The organism is Paenibacillus sp. A3M_27_13 (genome assembly GCF_024213315.1).
GTDB lineage: Bacteria > Bacillota > Bacilli > Paenibacillales > Paenibacillaceae > Paenibacillus > Paenibacillus polymyxa_B.
Window position 1 is genome coordinate 70,126 of record NZ_JANAVE010000010.1, and the last position, 21,283, is coordinate 91,408.

Below are 21,283 nucleotides of genomic sequence, written 5' to 3' on the forward strand. Positions count from 1 at the left end.
GAGTAGACCATCATGAACTCGTACCGATCCACCATTTTGTTACTGTTAATGTGCACCTGGCTAATGGTGTTTCTTACGGGTTGCTGGAACAATAAGGAATTGAGCGCAATTTCCGTCGTGATGGCTATGGGTATTGATGCAGTGGATGACCAATATGAAGTCAGTCTACAAGTGGTTGACCCATCGCAAATGTCTCGGAATTCCCCCATGGAACGGACTCCAACGATCGTTTTTTCCAAACGCGCCGATACCATATTTGAAGCTATTCGAAAATTAACAACGGAATCCTCCCGAAAATTGTATATGTCCCACTTAAAATTTGTAATTTTCGATGAAAAAACAGCAAAAAAAGGAATCAAGGAGCCGCTGGACTTTCTATTCCGTGATCATGAAGTTCGGCCTGATTTCTATTTGGCGGTTGTCAGAGAAAACTCGGCAAAGGAGGCCGTTACTTTTGTAGCTCCAACCGAGATCTTGCCTGCAATGGATATGTATAAGGCATTAAGGCTTTCTGAAAAAGCCTGGGCTCCCACTTCCGCGGTCAATGTAAAAGATCTTTTGCAGAAATTTACGGAGGATGGCATTGAACCAGTCCTCACCGGTATTCGACTGACAAACCTAGAAAAAGGCCTAACTATTGATAATGTGACAAAGTCGCCCCAACATGTTAAATATTTTTTCACTGGAATTGGTGTTTTCAAGGGCGATCGACTTCTCAATTGGATGGATGATTCACAAAGTAAAGCCTTTACCTATATATCCAACCGTGTTTCCAGCACCGTAGCTTCCATCGATTGTCCGTATTCCAATGGAAAATTTGTTGTTGAAGTAATCCGTTCCAAAGTAAAAATGCGTCCAGAAATAATAAACCATGAGCCGCACATTTCTCTTATTGTGGATACAGAATCCAATGTCGGAACGGTCTCGTGCAATGCCAACCTTAAGAATGAAGAGACATTTAGAGATCTTCAAAAATCAGCTAAAGAGCATCTGGAACAGTCTTTGAAGGAAGGCATTCGAAATGCACAACACATCGGTTCCGATATATTCGGGTTTGGAGAAGCTTTTCACCGCAAGTTCCCGCGTGAATGGCATAGATGGAAAGAGGATTGGTCACAAAAATTCCAAACGCTTAAAGTGGATATTCAGCTCAATTATCGTTTGATCCGGTTCGGAGAAATCACCAGTCCAATCGATATGGGACTACACAATCAGGAGTGAATACATATGCTTTATGTGATTCTCGTAAGTTCCATTTTAACATCGCTGTATGAGTTTAAAAAATTCAAGAAGAAACAATATGTGCGTGAAATTGTATTCAGCTCGGTATTGTTGACTATAGGCGTTATATTGATTATCCTACGGATCGCCAACATTGAACTGCCGACTCCACTGACGGGCATTCGAATCCTATTCCAACCAGTAAGCCGGTTACTTATAGAAATGTTATCTTAAGGGGGCATTGGAATGAATTCCAACTTGACCGTTAGACAAGCTATTATGTGGTTTACATTATATCAAATAGGAAGCGCATATCTGGTGCTCCCAGCGGCAATTACTGCTGCCGCTAAACAAGATGCCTGGCTCTCCATCCCAGTCTCCTTAGGTTTCCATCTGTTATTGATACCTTTATATGCCTCCATCGCTAGGCAAATACAGGGGAAATCTTTCGTAGAGCATCTCCGTTGCCTCTTCGGTCCCTTGGGCGGGACGATTAGCATCGTTTTCATTTTTTTCTTTCCCTTTCTTGTGTTCATCATGACGCTTCGAAATCTAGGCGACTTTATCACAATAGATATTATGCCGGAAACTCCCTCCGACGCGATATATTTCATCATGCTTATAGTCATTTATTTCGCCGTTCGATCAGGCCCTGCTGTAATTGGCCGTTGTGCGGAAATCCTGTTTTTTTTCCTTCTGGTTCTATATCTTTTGGTCAGGATTACCCTTCTTCCTGAGACCAACATAAATAATGTGCTCCCTATTTTTGAGTATGGTTTGAACCCTATCGTTCTCGCTTCGTTCAATTTGTTTGCCTTTCCCTACCTTGAAGCAATTCTGTATCTTTTTTTTGCACAGTACATTCCCGATCCAAAGAAGTGGAGAAAGACAGTGATTACATGTGCTTTGATTAGCGGCGGCATGTATTTTTTCATGGTTCTACAAATAATCGCCGTGATGAGTGAAGGTGTTGTATCTAATTTGACGTTTCCTACTTATTTTATTAGCCGAACAATCAGTAACGGGGAGTTTCTTCAACGGTTTGAAATTGTCGTTGCAGTGTTCTGGTTTGTTACCATTTTTTTCCGACTCGCACTGCTTTTATATGTTTCAGCGCAAGGGCTTGCAGATGCTTTTCGTCTTCGAAGCGCTAACTCTCTCTTAGTTCCTCTGATCCTAATCGCAATGGCAATGGTTCATTCTATTTGGCCAAATATGCAATTTTTAATCAAGTTTTTTTCAGTATGGCCTTTTTACGCCATGATTTTCGGTATCGTGTTTCCTATTGTGCTATGGCTGGTGGGTAAGGTAGGCGGCTCGTTGAAATTCCGTAAAAAGTATCACTAAAGTTGCATTGACCGTATGAACATACTGTCCAATTCCAGCCTCTCCACCACGTCCAAATGACATGGAAGACGCCTATTGGGCTAGGGGACTTGCTCTTGTTGTAATCATTATTGCAATTTAGCAAGAAGTAACTCCAGTTCCTCCCTCTCCAGATGTCTCCATTGCCCACGTTCCAGATGATCCAAGGTAATATTCATAATTCGAATACGTTCCAACTTTAGCACCCTGTAGCCCAAGGCCTTGCACATTCTGCGAATTTGCAAGTTCAGACCCTGCGTCAAAATAATGCGGAACTCGTATTCGCTCGTACGATCAACCTTGCACGGTTTAGTAATGACGTTCAATATTTCAACGCCACGAGACATGGCCTGCGTAAACTCGTTTGTAACAGGTTTGTCTACAGTCACTATATATTCCTTCTCATGACCATGCTCGGAACGCATCATTTGATTGACAATGCTTCCATCGTTGGTTAATAGAATGAGTCCCTCTGACGCTTTATCCAGCCTGCCAATGGCAAAGATACGTGAAGGATAATTGACATAACTAATAATATTGCCAGCCACTTGCTCCGCTGCGGTACAAACAATGCCTATAGGCTTATTCAGAGCCAAATATACAGGTTCAATGGAATTAAGCGGAATAGCTTTTCCATCAATCAGCACGATATCCTGTGGCTCTACTTCTGCGCCCGCTTCACAAACATTTCCATTAATCGTAATTCGTCCTGCTGCAATCAACCTATTGGTTTCCCGACGTGAGCAAAATCCTGTCTCACTTATGTACTTGTTAATTCTCACGATTCACCTGCTTCTGATTATAATATGCGAGTATAAGTAAAATAATTAAAAAAACACCTGATTGTTCTTGCTTAATCAGATGTTCGCCGTTTACGACAACTTATACTTTCCCGGCTTATTTGCTACTGCTGCCGCCGCTTTTATTCCTTGTTGGTTTGGCAGTGCCGCCTTTTGTACCACCTGCCGCTTTGCTTCCCGGTGCGCTTGTAGAAGCGCTTTTTGTCCTTACTGGCTTCGCAGTTTTGTTCCAGCGTGTCCAGCCCTTACTACCTGTACCTCTGCCGGTCCCGCCGCCCTTGCTTTTTCCACCCATATGATCACTCCATTACTAGTCGTTCAGATTTAACTAAGCTATCATACCATTACTTTGATCATAATGCCCATTTGTTTTAAAAAATTGAAGCATAAACTGTGCCAAATAAAGGAGCACATAATCATGTGAAAGCTCACACATGTTATTGTAGGCCGCGAAAAAAGCTTTCTTTTCCCCCACTTAAATGGCTAATTTTCTCTAGAAAAGAAGGATACAGGATGAATAATGACGTAAGCCTGTTTGTGGTTCGTCACGGTATTGGGACTGGTAATGAGCCGGATGCTCCGCTCAGAGTTCCAGAGGGCTTCGAGCAAGCCAAGCAGTTGGCGGATTTTCTACTGCATATGGATGGCTTGCATGTAGACCGTTTGATTTCCAGTCCGTATAAACGAGCTTGGCAGACAGCGGAAATCATTGAAGAACGATTAAACATCAAACTTGATCCACCTGAAGATCGTCTTAGAGAACGAGGGGTGCCCGAAGTTACGGCTGAAGAGTCTGAAAAAATGGTTAACACCCGGGTCACTGCCTTAACGGAAGAATTGCTGGAGAGCGGTCGACACACCTTTCTGTTAGTCACCCATCGCTTGATCATAACACTCCTGCTGCATCATTATGCTCCAGATTTTATTCTGGAGGAAATCACGAATCCGGATCTCTATCTTTTAACTTTTAGTGATGGAAAATGTCAGGCGAAGCATTTGTGGAGTACAGAGTAAACTGTTGTAGTTTAATTCAAAAAAAACTGGGAGGTCATCTAATTATGCAAGGAATGCTCGAAAGAAATCGCATCACCGCTGTTACCAAACCCGACGTATCCAACATGTCTGTTTGTATCGAAAATGTGAAAAAGGCGGTTCTCTCCAATCTTCAGGGGCCGGCAGCCCCTACGGATTATCACCAATTGATGGGAAGACTCCATGCGGCAAAAGCCAAACTGCCGAAAATATATCAGGAAACGGTCGCGATTCCGTTTATTAAGGAATTGGACAAGCTTGGGCAACAGGGCTTCACTGAAATTTTGATTCAGGACCCAAGTAGAACTAGAGCTGCCGGACTCATGCTGGATATCGCTCAGAGCATTCTGCAAAACGGAGAAGGCTACAATGCACTTGCGACCGATGCTTTTCAGGAGATTGTGAGTGACCTGTATGACGGTTTTCTTAGCGCAGAAGATCGTGAAGGAATAAAAGAACCGGATCTCAGTATTATTCCAGCACTTGTTAAATGGGGAGAGCCGGAAAATGGCCCGTACACATGGCCCGCTGATGCCACAGCAGTATTTAAAGTGCAAGCAGCGATTGTCAGTCTTCCTCCTGCGCATGCGACAAATGGACTGCTGGCTTGGTCCAGTATCCCTCATGAAGTATGTGGTCATGACATTTTGCATGCTGATCTGGGTCTAATTCAAGAGTTGGCCAATGTCGTTAGAAACAGATTAAACAGCGAAAACATCGGACAAGGACTACCGGACTACTGGGCTTCCCGCATCGATGAAACCGCCTCGGATGTATTGGGTGTTCTTAATCTGGGACCAGCAGCTGCCATTGGCTTAATCGGTTATTTCCGGGGTATGAATGCCGCCTTTTCGGGAAGAGCTCAACTTCGAAATGAAGGACCTACCCGTGATCCACATGCTGCAGATATTTTACGGGGATATTTGGGTGCCTACACCACTGCACTTTTGGAATTCGACCAAGCTGGAGCATGGGCAGAAGTCATTGAATCGGAAGTCGACAAGGATCTATCAAATATTAAGCTTAACGGCAGAGCCATCGACGCTAATACAGCAAAACGTTCTGCACGAATTGTAGCTGAAGCCATTATGAAGACTAAACTTGCAAGCCTTGAAAATCACAGTCTGGATGAAATCCAAAACTGGAGAAACGAGGATGAGAGCGTCGCCGCACTTTTACGTACCTTGCTGCAAACCACCGGTTCTCTTACCGACGAGCACCGCTCTGGCTTCTACGCCGCGCATGTGGTAGCTGCTGCTGTTACTGAAGGACTTTCCCGGGAAGCGGATCTGCAGGTTATATTTAATCGGATGCTGTCCCTGTTAAAGCTGATGCACGATACCAATCCTGCTTGGGGACCACTTTTCGTACAGCATCCCGGCGATATTTCACGTCATCTGCTCTATCACCCTGCCACTCCAAACCTGATTTCCCTCTAAACAAGCCATATAATAACCCGCAAAATAGTTTGCTTAAGAGCAAGCAGTCTTTTTGCGGGTTACTTTAATTCCAATCCCTTAAAAAGACGCTAACATCCCCCTTAACGGCTACACGTTAGAAAGTCAATGAACACTTAGTATTTTTGCTTCTGCACAGGCTAATAATGATAGGTGAGAATTTGCAAGTAAAAAATCAGCCATAAAGGAGTGAAACACATGTCTGTTGATGTTTATCTTAACTTTAATGGAAACTGTCGCGAAGCAGCGGAGTTTTACGCAGAGGCATTTGGGACTGAGAAACCACATATCATGACGTTCGGTGAAGCACCACCCAATCCCGATTATCCTCTACCAGAAGAAGCCAAAAATTTGGTCATGCACACGCGGCTTCAAATTGATGGTAGTAATGTCATGTTTTCAGACGTTTTTCCTGGTATGCCTTTCGTAGCCGGAAACAACATCAGCCTCGCCATCGTCAATAAGGACGAAGAGAAAATTCGATCGTACTTCCATAAGTTAAAAGAAGGGGGGACCGTAAACATGGAGCTTCAAGAAACATTCTGGAGCAAATGCTACGGTAGCCTTAAAGATAAGTTTGGAATTGAATGGCAATTGAGTTATGACAATGAAGAATCGCCCAAAGAACAATAAAAAAGACGTTAACCCAGCCATATTTTGCATGGACATGGGTTAGCGTCTTTTCATTATGCATTTAACTGGCTTTCGACAGCAAGTAAAGGAAATAAGGGGTAACCAGTATGGTGATAATAATTCCGGTTGGAATATCAGCTCCAAAACTAATCGTCCGAGTAAGTGTGTCAGCAATCAAAATGACGAGTGCACCAACTAATGCCGTCGTAGGTAGCAATAGCTTATGATTGGGTCCTACTAGCTTGCGTGCTAGATGGGGACTGACCATGCCTACAAAAAAGAAATTTCCGCCAAGTGCCACGCTACCAGAAGCGAGCGCAACGGCAGCAATCGTCAAGCCGATAAACTCCCTTTTAATTGCTACGCCGAGCCCCGATGCTGTCTGATTCCCCAAATTCAACGTATTGAGTGTGTTCGACCTGTAAAAAACGTAAAAGCAAATGATAAGCACCCACGGGAGCAGCACCATAATATAGCTCCAGTCGTCCCCCCACAGGTCTCCAGCCTGCCATCTCAGAGCAAAGTCATACTGTTGCTTGTCTAGCCGGAGTGTCAACATCAGAGATAATGCGCTGTAGCCACTGCCCATAGCGACACCGGTTAAAATTAAGCCTGTAGGCGAGATGTCTCTTCCCCGCCTGAAAGCAAACATAAAAATCAAAAATGCTGCCGTAAGGCCGCCTGCAAAAGCCAGTCCTGGAAGAAGAATAGGCGATAGCAATCCTTCACTAGCGAACAACGTAATATACATAAGTACAAATAACCCTGAGCCTGAGCTGATGCCGAGTGTCCCCGGGCTAGCCATGTCGTTTTTGAGCAAGCTTTGCATAATACAGCCTGATATCCCCATGCCAATACCTACCAATATAGAAAGCACAATACGTGGCAGTCGAAAGTCAAACACGATCAGGTTCTGTTTGCTCGTTCCTTCGCCAATGATGACCTTGAAAACTTCGAGTGGAGAAAGGTTCATTTTCCCAACATTCATACTGAGTACAGCCACTAGCAGCGTCAGCACTACTAACAGTAAAATAATGCTAATCCCCCTGGTATTACGGGACAGTTTCAACTAAACTCCCTCCTCTGCTTGCGCACAAGGTAGAGAAAATAGGGTACGCCCACCAAGGCAAAAATAATGCCAAGGGGTGTTTCGTGAGGGCGATTGATCAGTCGTCCGAGTAAATCCGCCGCCAACAGAAAGACTGCTCCATACAAAGCTGAGGCCGGGATAATATACCGATAATCTGTTCCGACCAGATGGCGCATAATGTGTGGCACGATCAAACCAACGAAGCCAACAGGGCCGACCACAATAACCGATAACCCTGTTAAAATTAATACAATTAAGGTTGAAAACAGCTTAATCCTATTCGCACGAATACCCAAGCCTGATGCCACATCCTCCCCGAAGCTCAAAATCGTAATCGAGGGAGAAAGCGCGATGGCACAGACCAAACCCACTACAAACAGTGGCGCAATGAAAGCTAATTCGCCCCACTTGGCACTGGCTGTACCACCAGCAGACCAGTAATCAAGGGCTTGGCCAATCTCATACTTAATAGCGATAAACGTACTAAACGCACCAAAAAGCATGGAGATGGACATTCCTGCTAACACCAGTCGCTGAGGCGTCATTCCTCGCTTGCCTATAGATGCGATGTAATACGTGATGCCAGTAGTGATTGCTGCACCTAGGCAAGAATACAGCATAGTTTCTCCGTAAGTACGACCAGGCAAAAAGGCCATACATAACGCAATAGCAAATGTCGAGCCTGAACTTATGCCAATGAGTCCCGAATCCGCTAGTGGATTACGAGTGGTTCCCTGCATAATTGCCCCACACACAGCCAAGCTGCACCCTACTATGATATCTGCCACGGTACGTGGAAAACGCAAGGTGTGAATAATCTGATGTTCCGTAATGTTGGGATCAAACTGAAATATAGCCCCCCACGCCAGCTTCAAGCTCATTTCCGCAGCACCAAAGGTAATAGATGCTGCGGTAACCACCAGGAGCAGGAACACGCCCATGATCATATAGCCTATAAAATGAAATATTCCTTTTTTATTTGGTTCTTTGTGAGTAGACATCGATTACACCCTTAGTTGGTCAATTATGCAACGTTACTTAGTCTGTTCCAGCAATTTGCTAATAATATAATCTAGCTGCCCCGTCATACTAGCAACGTCCGAATAATAGAACAGTCCTGCATATTTCGCTGGAATTTCGATGATATGTCCGTTTTTAACGGCTGGAATACTGCTCCAGATTTTTGTCTTCGCATATTCGGATTCCTTGCCTTCCTGCTTAAACCAAAGGACATAATCTCCAAAGTATTCAGCAGCTACCTCGTAGGATAAAGAACCTCGACGCTCTCCGGAGCTTTTAACCAATGTGTTGAGCTTTTCCGGTTTGTGAAGTCCAAGATAATTGTAAAGCAACGTTCCTCCACGTGAGCCTGTTTCATAATAAATTCCATAGGAGCCACTGCCCCAGTCCTCGAAAATGCTAAACGTTTTGTCCTTGAATATGTCGGAATTTAGTTTTTCTTTGGCCTGACTCAGCTTGCTTTCAAACAGTGAAATCACTTTGTCTGCTTCTGCTTCATGTCCTGTGGCCTGACCAAGAAATTTCAAACGTTCTAGGGAGGTCATTTTATCCTCAGGTATCACAAGAACAGGCGCAATTTTAGAGAGCTTATCATAATCCTTTGTATCATATGTAATGATGAGATCAGGATCATACTTCATAATTTCCTCAGTTTCCCACTTTTCGATATTGGGGATGTCGTTAAACTTATCGTAAAAAGGCATCGTTTCTTGTTTCCACCCCATGACTGCGGCCGGCTTAATCCCTAGTGTAAATACATCGCCAACATACCAGTTCACGACTACCCGTTGAGGATTAGCGGGCACCTTCACATCTCCTTTTACCGTAGAGACTGTACGCGTATCAGAATCACTGCTTACCTCTTCCTTCGTGGGCGACGCGGGTTTAGCAGATGAATCAGAGGAACTGCCAGCATTCCCACAACCTGAAATAACAAAAATCACTACGAATAGTGCACATAAAATCATGTGAAATTTCTTGTTCATCATACGGTGCATGTTGTAAATCTCCTTTGAAATATAGTAAGTGCAAAACATACTTAAAATTAGTGATATTGATAATCATTATCACTAATATAAAATTGTAAATTTTATATTAGTGATTGTCAACTGTTTCTTTATTTTTTTGTTTTACTTTAATGGGTTCTCCAGTGCTCCCCTTCTATTCGCTTCATGCCATTCCTGATAGATTCCTCCAATTTCATAAAATGCTTTGTTCATTGCAGTTGTCAGCTCCTTCGTGATTTCCTTGGTATATTTTAAATGAGTATTTATGTTATCCACTTTATATTTGCGAAGCAAATTTAGATGAGCAATGATGTGAATTGTATCTTCGATGATCCAATAAATCACATCCTCTTCCTCTTTCGTAAGCTTGTTCAGCATCTGTATGCCTCTTTCATACATCTGGAGCGTATAACCCCGCTTGCCCACTTGCACATACGGGCTCAGATCATCATAAAAATCCGTACGGAAAGGTCGTCTTACATATTGCTCATACTGGTCTTCATATATTGAAGTTTGTTCAAGCTGTTTAATAGTCATATCTATGAGTTCTTGTTCGCTATATATTTTTTTCATCAGATTTTCCCTTCCCTTTCTCTACTAAATAAATTCAAGTCATAATCATGTTAGATCACAAGTGATGCAATAAGAAGTCAAATTCTTTTTTTACCAACCATTAACAATTCTGTTTGATGCAAACGATAATTAGAATAGAGGGAATTTCCTCAATATATCCAACTGAAGGAGACAGGCGAATGAATAGAGTATGGACGAAAGCATCAGCTATTCTATTGGTAGTGGTATCCTTAATATTCAACGGAACGTACGCACTCGCAGCTTCGGCAACATCAACGTATATCGTTACGTTTCAACAAGCAACCTTGGTATCCAACGATCACGTAGGCAATGAATGGGCCATTGCTGCCCAGGTGGCAGATCAATCCATTAGTGAAGGTAACAGCGTGAAGGTGAAGGTCAAATCGAATGGTAGCATAAAGCTGTATGCGTACGCTGAGGAACAAGACAAAATTCCTGATGAAGGCGAAGCCACCAAGAATGTAAAGGTCTCCTCGGTTTCTGCTAAAGGTTCTACCGTTAAGTTAGGAGTGACGGTTACTGAAAACCGTGGACGTTATTCAGGTCATCAAGCCGTTTGGGAATTTACGTACAAGATTAAGAAACAATAATAGAATGCTAAAAAAAGACCGTCACTCCCCAGGAGCGGCGGTCTTCGCTTTTACAAGTCGCTGTAACTGGGCACGTACCATTTCGGTATATAGGTTTGAAAGTAATTATACGCTTCCAAAACCTCTTCAGCTCGTTGCACCATATCGTCTACCTCTTCTTTGCCAAATGGAATGGTCCAGTGAATCGATGAAAGCTGATTGCTTGCAATATACAGAGCCATTAATCTAAAAAATAAATCAGGTACATGGTTATTAAAATAACCGTGGATACGGCCCGAAGCGAATAAAGGACTTAATGCTGCACACCAGGTAATTCTATTGAATTCCTCCCAAGGATCACCATAATCCATTCTATTAAAATCAATGATACCCAGTTCACCAGATGGGTTAACCACCATATTGCCTACATGACTTCCAGCTTCTCATCTAGTCTCGTTAAACCTCAAAAAACCTTATTGTATCAATGTTTTTCACTCACTACTTTTCATTTAGTCACAAACTACCTTATTGAATTTCATCATTTTTTTAAGGTTCTGTGACCAGTGTGTGACCACTGCAACAATAAAAAAAGAACACATTCGGCAAAAATTAATTGCTTGATGTGTTCTTTTTTATGCATTATTTATTCATTAGCACAATATGAGGATTCAATTATGTATTTTGCGAACAATGGCTTTGCTACTCTTAACTGTTTACCTACTTTCATCACTGGAAAGTTGCCAGAATTTAATTCGTTGTAGGCTGTTGCCTGACCTACCATAAGTATTTCCTGAATGTGGGTTACGTCTAATAATGGTGGATATGATTCCAAAGCTTTTAACATCTCTTCTTGCATATGTAATAACTTCCTCCAGTTTAATTTCTTTCTGCTTGTTTGTATATCTGCTGAAAATCATATATTCTCGTTCTAAGCCTTTCTAACTTGCTACCCACAATCCTATCACTCTAACTCTAAACTCTCTTAAACAGCCTTTAACTTTCGTCTGAAGCGACTTCTATGTATGTTCACTCTACTGGTAGTTCCTTAATTATTACCGCTGACTGAGTATATGTAAATTCTTTGCTTATTGTTGCGGTACGTCCATCGTCAAATTCTATTGTTGCTATTAAAATTGATCCTCTATATGTCTTCTCTTTATCATCGTTGTCTTCTTTCTGGATCAATTCCTTTTCCCCATTCGTAAGGGCAGATGATTGCAAGAGGTATACACAACCATCTGCTTCATAATACTTCCCACTATCTGATTCTGTTTGAGATAGGCCAATAGCCTCTAGAGCCTCCCTCTTAGTATCGTATTTCCTGAATGTTCTTGAGCTTTCAGGATTTCTAGAGTCGTACATTTTTATTAAAAATTGAGGTTGAGCTGTCGCCCGTTTGGTATTGTCATGTTGGCTCATCGCTGCTATGTTAGAAAAAGAGTAGCCCTCTGCTTCGTTTGTTCTGTCAATGCTGGGACGCAGTCCTCTTGGCCTTCCCTCTTCCAAGTATATTGCTGTAAGCCTCTTCCACTCCAACCACATTTCAGGTTTGCACTTGATAATCTGCTCCACTGTCTCCTCAGGAATAGTCCATTCGCAGGGTACACGTCGATAGTACTCATCACCATGTTTCGTATTATTTATTCTCGAATTAACTGAACCGTAGAGTAAAAAATAAGCAAATTCCTCATCTTTGCTGATTAAACCACATTCTCTTGCAATCAAACTATACTTTATTGCGCGCTTTTTATAATCCACAATTTGAATATCTTCACCATATGTATCTTGCCAACGTTTAATCTCTTTTTCACTTAAAATTCTTGGTCTGCCTCTACCCGTATTTTGTCTTGATTCGTTCAAATTATTGCCTCCAAATTTTGTGGTCAAATGTTGATTTTATAAACTATCCGTTGAAAACTAACCAGAGGAATCCATACATTAAAGACATTAGCCCTATAATGCCCAACAAGCAAAAAAGCAAAAGCATGAGAACAAATTTTTTACCTTCCATAATAAACACCTCATTAAAGAATATAAAACGGGTAAAAGAAGTCAGCTACTCAATCTCATTCTCACTTAGACCAACATCGTTTAGCTTAATCAACAGTTTTGACAGTTCAGGATACGAATCGTCCATCCACGTTCTACAAATTTGATTGTTCGAATAAAGGTATGACCGATATTGCGACCACGTTCATCGTTATATCGGGTTGCGGAATTCTATATGTATTAGGAATAGCTTTTTCATTCACAATATTAATGGATGGAGGATTCTTTTGTAGTCTAACCTTAAATAGACCTGCGTCTATCTTGTCAATCTTATTTACTTCTAATACAGCTTGAGTGTAGCTCTTTAATCCTTCTACTTTGTTCTGAAGGTATTTGCGTTTTTTAGCTAATCGATCCTCTTCTTCTTTTAAGGCTTTGATGTCTCCTTCGATGTTTTTCATGAACTTGGCGATATTCTCTGCCTTGTTACTCAGCTCATCTTCAATAGATTCTAGCGTCTCAATGTACAGTTGCAAATCATCTTCAGTTAAATCGTCATTGTCCCAAGCTGAATCTACAAAATTGTTAAATACTCTATATTGTTCTCCAAGCTCATATAACTTACTCATCCTTTATCATCCTTTTCTATGTATTATGAGAAAATCTATGTTTTATACTAGTAAATAGTTCACAAAACTTTTCCTTGATATATATTTTTATTCATATTATACTTTTTCAGTAAGTTTTTTCGGGAAGTAATGCTGGCCAGCTTACTATATAAACCCAATATCAAGGAGGATATACTATGTTAAAAGTAGCTAAAGTTGCTTTATCTGTTTTGCTCCTATCTGCATCAATCCCTTCTTTAATGGCAAATGCCCAAGAAAATGACACCTCCAACAACTATGCTCAGTATATTAAAGAAGCGATTGAACAAGAACTCTTGCTGGACAAAGGCGCATCTAGTACTGCAAAAGGCATGTCAACTTTGAGCAATAAGGAGTTCGATAAAACTCTAGATAACATCACAGAAAGTTCTAGCATTAGTCAAACAACAAAGCAAAACATCGAAAAATTGGAAAATGCTGAAGTTATTCTTCTAGACTTTGATTCAGATGGAGAATTAATTAACGCAACTTCCTCCGATAAAGGCGATATCCGATCAAATTTCGAAACAAAAGAAATCACAACTACAGAATCTACATACGGAACTGAACCACATGAAAGAATCTCTACACAATCTTACTTAGGTAATCAAGGAAACACAGCAGGCAAAGAAACAGGGGCATTCCATCGCCTTCAAACTCCTGCTAGTAACGCTAATAAAATATATAATGGCGTAGTTGCAGACTCTGTTGTTTTGCCAACTTATAATATCACTGATGCTTTGAAATATTCAGAGGCAGCCTATTTATACACTGGTGTTGATGGAGTAGCTGAGGTTGGATTTGAAGGCATTGCTTCTCAGTTTACTCCAGCTGGGTGGTATCCAATGTTCCATGCAAAATCAAATCATACTGTTGATTCAGGTAATAACAATGGCATACCACAACCTAGTAGTGGAAAATATTACTATGATACAACTAAAAAGTTCTATGGTGGTGACAAAATTAACGGCTATAAAGTATATTATTACTCAACAGACTCAACACTCACCATTAGAGAGCAAATAAATTACTCGGATATTTATGTTGTTAGATTTAATGGATTAGGAAGTACAGGTAGATCAGTTAAGCGGCTAACTGCAATAGCTATGGGTTCTGCCACTTCAACCACCAGCCCATTCCACTATGGATACACTACACCTGCTATTTGGAACAATATGAAATTTCTAACTAATAATAGTTCCAGTTCAGTTTACCCAAGTAGTGTCTCAGGATTAAGCAACGATGTATGGACTCACGGAGGAAAAATTGACTATACAACGTCAGGGCAGTCAGAAAGATATGTCTTTTCGGTAAATTGATTATACTTTGAATTAAAAAGGAGAAATACATCATGAAAAGATTCTTTATGGTTTCTGTATTTCTTATTTGTTCACTTGCATTAAGCATTCCAGTTAGCGCTAAACATCCTTATAGTTATACAATTAATGTAGAGGTAAACAGTGTTCCTGTTAATTTCGGAACTAATTCAGATGCACCTCCGTATATTGATAATGCTACAAATACAGCTTTTGTTCCTCTTCGTTTTGTTTCTGAAAATTTAGGTGGCAAAGTAATAGATTGGAACAAGGCTTTGCAACAAGTCACCATCCAATCGAAAGACGGAACTGTAATTAAATTAGCGGTCGGTAGCAAAATTGCATATGTCAACGGTGAAAAGAAAACCTTGCTTGCTGCACCGCAAAGTCCGGCAACTCGCATTCAAGTGCCATTGCGAGTTGTTTCTGAAGTATTGGGAGCTAAAGTTGATGCTAAAAAAATAGATGAAACATTAAATGTTAACATTACAACTTCCAATTAATAATTCTTTAATCTAGACCACCTTATTTATTTATAAGGTGGTCTTCTCATGTTGCTTTTTGTTCGACGCATCCTCCTGTTTGTTGTAAAAACTCTTAAAGAATATTCATTCTACTACTTTACTTCTTAGGAACTCTGAGCCAGAAGCAAATAGATTTCTCTTTAGGTGTAAAATATCTAAATTACAGACAGTCACTTGTGACTGGATGACGTAGCAATAGCGCAGCGCTTGCGGAGAGTCTTTTGACCTTGATCTTTAAAAGCTTTAAGTGCAAGGGAAACTCAGCGGCAATAAAACTATTCCGCTACGCTACACAGTAGTATTGCTTGTCACCGTTTCCCCTCTTGCTTTCAGCAATTCACCCCTTTGCTCCTATTTTGATTTTTTTCAATTTGAGAGTATACTATCCATGTTCTGGACGCACAAAAAGCTATATAAACAAAGGATTTTTTATCAATTTTGTGATTTAAGGGTGTCTATATAGGTATTTTTCCACCGTTTGGACGCAACATTTAGTCAAAAACTATATGTTTAGCCAATATCCAATACCTCTTGTTATAGTTTGGATTTACATCACCATTATCTAATCGTCTTCTTCCGTCCTTGTTCATTTTAGAATCATTGTTGATATTGTATGGTAGACTGTTCTTTTGAAAGTAGATATTCAACTGTTCAACATCTTTCTGTTGCCTACCTCTTCCATCGCGCAAGTTTACTTTTTTAATTAGTTCTGCTTGTTCTTCCTTGTATAAACGTGTACCTATAATTGAATCTAAGTAATCTGTAATATCAGCTTTTTCATATGTATCATCTAATATTGTATATGCATCTTGTTGGAGCTTCGTTTTTATGTAGTTCATATATCCGTTTTCTTCACTGGCTACTTGTTCAAAAAACTGCTTGTCAAAGATTTCTTTAAAGAACATCAAATCATTGATAGCTTTATCATATCCAACTTCATTATTTACTGGACGATCATATATAATTCGATTTGATTGCTTCTTATACTTCTGTACATAACTTGATGCTCCATGTTCTTGTAGGTACAGAGCTGGCTCTATTTGTCTATCACAATCTCTGATCAGCTTCTTCAACATTTTATTTGATATATTTTTAATGATTACAGTGACTGTATCAGTTTTGTCGATGATTCTTTTTCGTCCTAGACACTGAATCAGAACATCTACATCCATAATATCGGCAATCACATATTTAATCTGTTTATCTTTAAGATTGATCCCATTGTCTAGGGTGGATGTACTGAATACAAACTGTTCATCAAATTTTTCATCAATCAGCATCTTACTAACTTGTTCTTTGTTCATGTATCTTTTCTCTGAAGCAGTTCCAGAACGCGAACACACAAACATGGAATCTTTAAATGTATCATGTAGTTTGAACGCCTTAGCTGAACTTTTTGTGAAACAGATTACCTTGTGATTCTTGGGTATTTGACATAGAAACTTTTCCAACACTTTGTCATTCTGATAGAAAATTAATTCCTTGATGTGACTGTAATCATGAGGAATAGAATAGCTTTCGTGTTGTATATCCTTATACTTGAAAAAAGCAATCATAGCGTCCGCAGTTGCAGACATACATATTCTTATCTTACTTTTCTCATTGATCATCGCATAGAACGAATCTTCTGTGTTTTTGTTGTATCTTGACTCAGTTAGAAAGTAGTGAAACTCGTCACACACTATGTATTTATAGTCTGCTTTGACAATCGCACTATTTTTTCGTAGCTCCCATTCATACTTTTGATACAAAATAATTGTGATTACATCCGACTTGCCATCACGTTTGATTTCCTCTCGAAACTGTTCATTTAGCCTAGTTCGATTGAGGAAGAAAAGAATTCTAACTCTCTCTTTCTTAGCTATGGGATAGAGTTGATGTTTTATAAAGTGACTTTTACCAACGCCTGTACCAGCTTCTATTGTAATAATATCTCCACGTTGCCATTTGTGGACATGATCCTTTAATACATCTGAGACAGTAATCCTTTTCTTTGTTGATTGTGTCAATATTTCTCCTTTCTGTCAGCACATAAGTATCTTTATTTAAATATAAATAGACAGTTTACTCAACCTAATGACATTGTTACCTATAGAAATATAGACTACTCCCGTTTTTTTATATATTCCTCAAAAAAGCATACAACAAATAACTTTAGATCATAATTAGATAAGAAATAACATCAAGTTCCACAAGCTCGATATAAATTCTGCTCCAAAAACTGATTCAAGCCTTGTCATAATTGAGCAAACTATAATGAAGCGCACACAAAAACAAAGCTTTCCCAGAAACAAAGAAAGTCCACCTAAGTGTGTATCATTAATTCAGTTTTCAAAGATCGCACAACAAATAAACTTAACGCTCATTCCAGATAAAGCAAATAAACAATATTAAGTTCGCCGATCCAAAAAATATTTTATCTAATCTAGTATCCATCTTGTCTACTTGCTGTATTTTGAATCTACTTTGTTAATTTTATCCTTTGTAAAGCTTATGTATTGTCATCTACTACTCAACTTTCATTTCCTTTGATTCGTTTCACCTTCGCCTCACTTTTTTTCTCCTTTTCATTGTAACTTCAACTGAAGCCTGTCACGCTCTGGTTGATATACCCATAGTATATCATGGGAATATATCTGTCAACAGTAAATCGAAATAATCTATTATTTACAATCAGGAACTATGCGTGTGCATCGGCATGTGAATATCAGAAATGTATGATGCATATGATGAAGAAAAAATTTGAGTCTCCTTTTTATCGAGCAGATTACATTCAAATTCACTATTACTATCAGCAACACTCATCAACTTAAAGTACAGGCTTATCCCTCAACTGTCCATACATGACTATTTTATCACGGTTGATTTTCGGATATGACGACTAACCATAGCTAATTGGGCATCCGTAAAAAGGAGGACACCCAACTTCGGTAATTCCCAGGAATACTATTGGCGTTTTTTTACTGTTAAGCTTATGTCGTAAAAATTCATTATTTTATTGAATCTTCTCTTCACCATTGCTATTATACTTTTGTAAATCAGTCGTTAGATTCTCAATCGATTGTCTTAGACGATCATTGCTTTCAAGTTGTTGGACTCGTTGCTCAAGTTCTTCATATTTATCTGGTGCTGGTTCACTATTACTATTGTGATGATTGAGGTAGTATGTTAGGAATACAGCTAATAAAGTCATAATCCAAGGAATAGTTTTGGATAAAGTAATTTCGTTCCAATCGAAAAAACGATAATTTGAAGTTAGCTCCTTTATTTCTTCTCTTTGCTCTTCCTCAACAATATCAGGCAATGCTTCTTCAATAGCATCAACAAAGTCATCCATATAATCAATAGTGAGATTGTCAATATAGCTGTAATTAGTAATATTCAAAGACTGCATTTGAGTTGAAATTTTAGATATAGCTTCCCATTCTTTAAACAGTCCACCATGATTGAAAGTATTGAGCATTTCACCAAATTGAGGGATCATGCGTTGAAAGTTATTGCGTTCAACCAACCGTGTAATAGAATTAAACGATTCAACAGGCAAAGATGGTAATTGAGCTTTATCAAACAGTCTCATTAGTCTGTTCTGTTCTTCCCATAGTTTTAGGTATGTATTAAACTTCATATCATTCACTTCCCTTCCATATAATTAACTATATCATAAAGTTAGTAGCTTAATTGAAGATTCTCCTTTTTAAACATCGTCTCTTATTTCTAAGGCGTATGCAGATATCATCCCCCTTATTCTAATTGACTAACTATGCAAAAAAGCTCACTCCCATTTTATTGTTAAAGGAGCAAGCTCATAAATAAATTATTTTGTAACATTAATTATCTTTTCAGCGATTAACCGACATTCTTCAATACTTTTATCGAATTCCTTTTTAAAAGATTGAGCGAATACAAAATGAATCTGCTCTGCTAATTCTTCCACAGAGTTTGTTTCCTTACTTATTTCATAGATTTTACGTATTTCTGAATAATATTCATCTTCTAGTAGAGGATATATTTCGATTGGGTTCCATTCATTAATCATTTGTACGATATCACCGTTCATTTTTATACACTCCTACTCTCCAAATAACGATTTAGATAGTGCTTTATATGCATCATCATACTTACTCTTAGGAATAACTGTAACAAGTGTCCCATCGTTAGCAACTACAGCAGCACCTTCTTTTGAAAAAAACAAATGCTTACTACCATTATTCTGGGAAAGGGCCTTCCCATTCTCCACCCAAGAATCTGCCATTTCTTTTGTTACGCCTCGCTCTTGCATTCTTTCTAAAGCATGATTTGAAGAATTAGACCAATTTATTTGTGTTCCCGGATTCTCAACCAGTGTCCCTGACTTTCCAAAAGTGTCACCAATCTGTGCAGTTTCACCTTTTCCCTGAGTGTGAGGTACACTTTCTGCCTTAGCTCCCGAAGAAGGAGTGGATTTTGATGAGCCTCCACCTTCTTCCTTCGCCATCTGCCACAATTCTGCTGAGCTTTCTCCTACTCCTTTTGCACTTTTAACCGCAGTTGTAGCTCCATGCGCCGCCAAAGCTGTCGATCCAATTAATCCGGGTACCCCGATTATACTCCCTACTCCTGTAGATGAAACAGCAACTGATAATCCTTCTCCACCTATTCCAGCTACTACCTCACCAGCCCCTTGCAATGTTGTAGCTACATTCCCGAGAATTTCTCCTACTTTAGCTGCCATGGGATGATCATAGTGACGGTCTTTATCTGGCAGCATCCCCAATGTCAAATTTCCCTGAATAGCTCCTTTTGCTCCCTGTGCAGTATCCCAAAGGATTTCTCCTTGAAGTTTGCTAGCTTCCAATTGAGCTTCAGCCTTGGTGATCTCAGCTTTTCCAATTTGTTCAAAGATTTTATGTAACCAACCTTCACCTGTGGATGCCGTTTTAACAGGAGCTCCTAGCCACGGCACATCCAGTACGACTTTCTCCCCGTCCACCTGTGTAAAGTTTTTTGAAATAAAAATAAGTTCTTGTGCTACTGTCGATAGTCGTTCAATTGTCACACTCATAGATTGTCGAGAAACCTGAAATTCCTGAAAAAATCTCTCTTGGGTGGCTCCAGACCAGCCTTGTTGGACAAAATCAATTCGTCCACTCAAAAAATTCAGCATACGTTCCATTTCATGCTTTCCGTGTAAGAACTGATCAGCAACTTCCATCAGTTTGTCAGGTGGAACTAATATTCTCCCCATTCTACCACGCCCACTTTAATTTTGATGGAAATAATCTTATCAGAAGGAGATGTTTAGGGACATCCATCTATCATCCTGATATTTCCTTTTATATTATGTGACCAATGGACTGAAATAGACAGGTTACTATGTCAAAAGTATTATAATCCCTTGTTATAAGTTACATGAATCAACGTACCACCTTATCCCTCTATGGACGTTAGAAGTTTTTACAATTATGTAGTTGTTGCTTGGTTATTCTAATTTTTTGAGAAATACTGGATTGTATTTTAGGCTCGCAGTCTTTTTCATGTACTAGTAGCTTCTATACTCAATCTATAAGAATATGCCCCTAACCAGATCGACGCAGCTTTCTGGCATCTATAGGGGCATTCATGAATGAACATATTTAATGAGCTGATGACTAATTCTTTGAGTTTTTCCATTTTAGAAATGTATTTAGGGCAACAACAATAATTAGAATGATGAGTAAAACATTAGTCATAGTAAGAGTGCTATCTAAGTTGCTCAATCTAGTTTCAATGTCCTGTAAACCTGAACTAGTTTTATCCCCTATTTCACTAATGCTAGAACTCATCCGATTTAAATACTGTACTAATTCACCTATATCCATCCAGCACACCTCCAATCAATTGTTTACACATAAAAAAGGCTAAACGGATAATCCCGTCCAACCCTTAAATGTGACTTAATATTCTTCATTTGAACAAACGCTTCACACTATTTAAAATGTACTAACTTCCAATATGCCAACCAAATACTGAGATACCACCGTTAGAAATTGGCTGTGACATA

23 protein-coding genes and 1 pseudogene are annotated in these 21,283 nt (G+C 39.6%); 9 read left to right on the forward strand and 15 right to left on the reverse strand.

All coding sequences use genetic code 11. The features are described 5' to 3' along the window. Window positions 1–12 precede the first annotated feature (12 nt). From NLX82_RS24140 to NLX82_RS24150, 3 genes are read left to right on the forward strand one after another with little or no spacing between them, the layout of a single operon-like run. A complete protein-coding gene (locus tag NLX82_RS24140; RefSeq protein ID WP_053325382.1) occupies window positions 13–1,221 on the forward strand; it encodes a Ger(x)C family spore germination protein in 1,209 nt (402 codons plus the stop codon). A 6-nt stretch (window positions 1,222–1,227) separates the two neighbouring features. Continuing rightward, complete coding sequence (locus NLX82_RS24145; protein WP_023988503.1) at window positions 1,228–1,455, forward strand: hypothetical protein; 228 nt, start codon at window positions 1,228–1,230, stop codon at window positions 1,453–1,455. A gap of 12 nt (window positions 1,456–1,467) precedes the next feature. Next, window positions 1,468–2,568 carry a GerAB/ArcD/ProY family transporter gene (locus NLX82_RS24150; protein ID WP_023988502.1) on the forward strand — a complete coding sequence of 367 codons (1,101 nt, stop codon included), beginning with the start codon at window positions 1,468–1,470 and terminating at the stop codon, window positions 2,566–2,568. 107 nt (window positions 2,569–2,675) lie between these two features. On the opposite strand, the gene NLX82_RS24155 is transcribed toward NLX82_RS24150, so the two are convergent. Next, window positions 2,676–3,368 (reverse strand): pseudouridine synthase, encoded by a 693-nt coding sequence (locus NLX82_RS24155; protein ID WP_023988501.1) that lies wholly within the window; start codon window positions 3,366–3,368, stop codon window positions 2,676–2,678. A gap of 115 nt (window positions 3,369–3,483) precedes the next feature. Next, the gene (locus NLX82_RS24160) at window positions 3,484–3,681 is read right to left on the reverse strand and encodes a DUF3934 family protein (RefSeq protein WP_023988500.1); all 198 of its coding nucleotides are present in this window, start codon (window positions 3,679–3,681) and stop codon (window positions 3,484–3,486) included. A 218-nt stretch (window positions 3,682–3,899) separates the two neighbouring features. Between NLX82_RS24160 and NLX82_RS24165 the strand changes: the two genes are divergently transcribed. From NLX82_RS24165 to NLX82_RS24175, 3 genes are all read left to right on the forward strand, one after another. Beyond that, the gene (locus NLX82_RS24165) at window positions 3,900–4,400 is read left to right on the forward strand and encodes a histidine phosphatase family protein (RefSeq protein WP_028541362.1); all 501 of its coding nucleotides are present in this window, start codon (window positions 3,900–3,902) and stop codon (window positions 4,398–4,400) included. Window positions 4,401–4,444: 44 nt separating this feature from the next. Then, entirely contained in the window at window positions 4,445–5,857 is a 1,413-nt protein-coding gene (locus NLX82_RS24170; protein ID WP_069080124.1) for a hypothetical protein, read from the forward strand. Window positions 5,858–6,073: 216 nt separating this feature from the next. Beyond that, entirely contained in the window at window positions 6,074–6,508 is a 435-nt protein-coding gene (locus tag NLX82_RS24175; RefSeq protein WP_023988497.1) for a VOC family protein, read from the forward strand. 61 nt (window positions 6,509–6,569) lie between these two features. On the opposite strand, the gene NLX82_RS24180 is transcribed toward NLX82_RS24175, so the two are convergent. The 4 genes from NLX82_RS24180 to NLX82_RS24195 form a co-directional block, all read right to left on the reverse strand. Further along, window positions 6,570–7,577 (reverse strand): FecCD family ABC transporter permease, encoded by a 1,008-nt coding sequence (locus tag NLX82_RS24180; RefSeq protein WP_023988496.1) that lies wholly within the window; start codon window positions 7,575–7,577, stop codon window positions 6,570–6,572. Continuing rightward, window positions 7,574–8,599 carry a FecCD family ABC transporter permease gene (locus tag NLX82_RS24185; RefSeq protein ID WP_025721067.1) on the reverse strand — a complete coding sequence of 342 codons (1,026 nt, stop codon included), beginning with the start codon at window positions 8,597–8,599 and terminating at the stop codon, window positions 7,574–7,576. Before NLX82_RS24185 ends, NLX82_RS24180 begins: the two co-directional genes overlap by 4 nt. Window positions 8,600–8,632: 33 nt before the next feature. Continuing rightward, on the reverse strand, window positions 8,633–9,616 hold the full coding sequence (locus NLX82_RS24190; protein ID WP_023988494.1) for an ABC transporter substrate-binding protein: 984 nt from the start codon (window positions 9,614–9,616) through the stop codon (window positions 8,633–8,635). A 132-nt stretch (window positions 9,617–9,748) separates the two neighbouring features. Beyond that, a complete protein-coding gene (locus NLX82_RS24195; RefSeq protein ID WP_028541366.1) occupies window positions 9,749–10,198 on the reverse strand; it encodes an Imm63 family immunity protein in 450 nt (149 codons plus the stop codon). A 179-nt stretch (window positions 10,199–10,377) separates the two neighbouring features. Here NLX82_RS24195 and NLX82_RS24200 point away from each other — a divergent pair, with 179 nt between their 5' ends. After that, window positions 10,378–10,809 (forward strand): hypothetical protein, encoded by a 432-nt coding sequence (locus NLX82_RS24200; RefSeq protein ID WP_023988493.1) that lies wholly within the window; start codon window positions 10,378–10,380, stop codon window positions 10,807–10,809. 50 nt (window positions 10,810–10,859) lie between these two features. On the opposite strand, the pseudogene NLX82_RS24205 reads toward NLX82_RS24200, so the two are convergent. From NLX82_RS24205 to NLX82_RS24220, 4 genes and pseudogenes are all read right to left on the reverse strand, one after another. Continuing rightward, a pseudogene (locus NLX82_RS24205) lies at window positions 10,860–11,219 on the reverse strand (phosphotransferase); the annotation flags it as partial. A gap of 212 nt (window positions 11,220–11,431) precedes the next feature. After that, window positions 11,432–11,644, reverse strand: a complete 213-nt coding sequence (locus tag NLX82_RS24210; RefSeq protein WP_254349168.1) for a helix-turn-helix domain-containing protein — start codon at window positions 11,642–11,644, stop codon at window positions 11,432–11,434. 170 nt (window positions 11,645–11,814) lie between these two features. Further along, window positions 11,815–12,648, reverse strand: coding sequence for a hypothetical protein (locus NLX82_RS24215; RefSeq protein WP_254349169.1), 834 nt, complete (start codon window positions 12,646–12,648; stop codon window positions 11,815–11,817). A gap of 284 nt (window positions 12,649–12,932) precedes the next feature. Then, window positions 12,933–13,406 (reverse strand): siphovirus Gp157 family protein, encoded by a 474-nt coding sequence (locus NLX82_RS24220; protein WP_254349170.1) that lies wholly within the window; start codon window positions 13,404–13,406, stop codon window positions 12,933–12,935. 176 nt (window positions 13,407–13,582) lie between these two features. Between NLX82_RS24220 and NLX82_RS24225 the strand changes: the two genes are divergently transcribed. Both NLX82_RS24225 and NLX82_RS24230 read left to right on the forward strand, forming a co-directional pair. Then, the gene (locus NLX82_RS24225; protein ID WP_254349171.1) at window positions 13,583–14,743 is read left to right on the forward strand and encodes a hypothetical protein; all 1,161 of its coding nucleotides are present in this window, start codon (window positions 13,583–13,585) and stop codon (window positions 14,741–14,743) included. Window positions 14,744–14,775: 32 nt separating this feature from the next. After that, window positions 14,776–15,243, forward strand: a complete 468-nt coding sequence (locus NLX82_RS24230) for a copper amine oxidase N-terminal domain-containing protein (RefSeq protein ID WP_254349172.1) — start codon at window positions 14,776–14,778, stop codon at window positions 15,241–15,243. A 512-nt stretch (window positions 15,244–15,755) separates the two neighbouring features. On the opposite strand, the gene NLX82_RS24235 is transcribed toward NLX82_RS24230, so the two are convergent. The 5 genes from NLX82_RS24235 to NLX82_RS24255 all read right to left on the reverse strand — a co-directional run bounded on the left by NLX82_RS24235 (window position 15,756) and on the right by NLX82_RS24255 (window position 21,101). Then, window positions 15,756–17,273 carry a DEAD/DEAH box helicase family protein gene (locus tag NLX82_RS24235; RefSeq protein ID WP_254349173.1) on the reverse strand — a complete coding sequence of 506 codons (1,518 nt, stop codon included), beginning with the start codon at window positions 17,271–17,273 and terminating at the stop codon, window positions 15,756–15,758. A 986-nt stretch (window positions 17,274–18,259) separates the two neighbouring features. Beyond that, complete coding sequence (locus NLX82_RS24240) at window positions 18,260–18,889, reverse strand: hypothetical protein (RefSeq protein WP_254349174.1); 630 nt, start codon at window positions 18,887–18,889, stop codon at window positions 18,260–18,262. A 189-nt stretch (window positions 18,890–19,078) separates the two neighbouring features. Next, a complete protein-coding gene (locus tag NLX82_RS24245) occupies window positions 19,079–19,321 on the reverse strand; it encodes a DUF1871 family protein (protein WP_254349175.1) in 243 nt (80 codons plus the stop codon). A gap of 12 nt (window positions 19,322–19,333) precedes the next feature. Continuing rightward, window positions 19,334–20,488, reverse strand: coding sequence for a WXG100 family type VII secretion target (locus NLX82_RS24250; protein WP_254349176.1), 1,155 nt, complete (start codon window positions 20,486–20,488; stop codon window positions 19,334–19,336). A gap of 403 nt (window positions 20,489–20,891) precedes the next feature. Further along, on the reverse strand, window positions 20,892–21,101 hold the full coding sequence (locus NLX82_RS24255; protein WP_254327760.1) for a hypothetical protein: 210 nt from the start codon (window positions 21,099–21,101) through the stop codon (window positions 20,892–20,894). Between the last annotated feature and the right edge of the window lie 182 nt (window positions 21,102–21,283).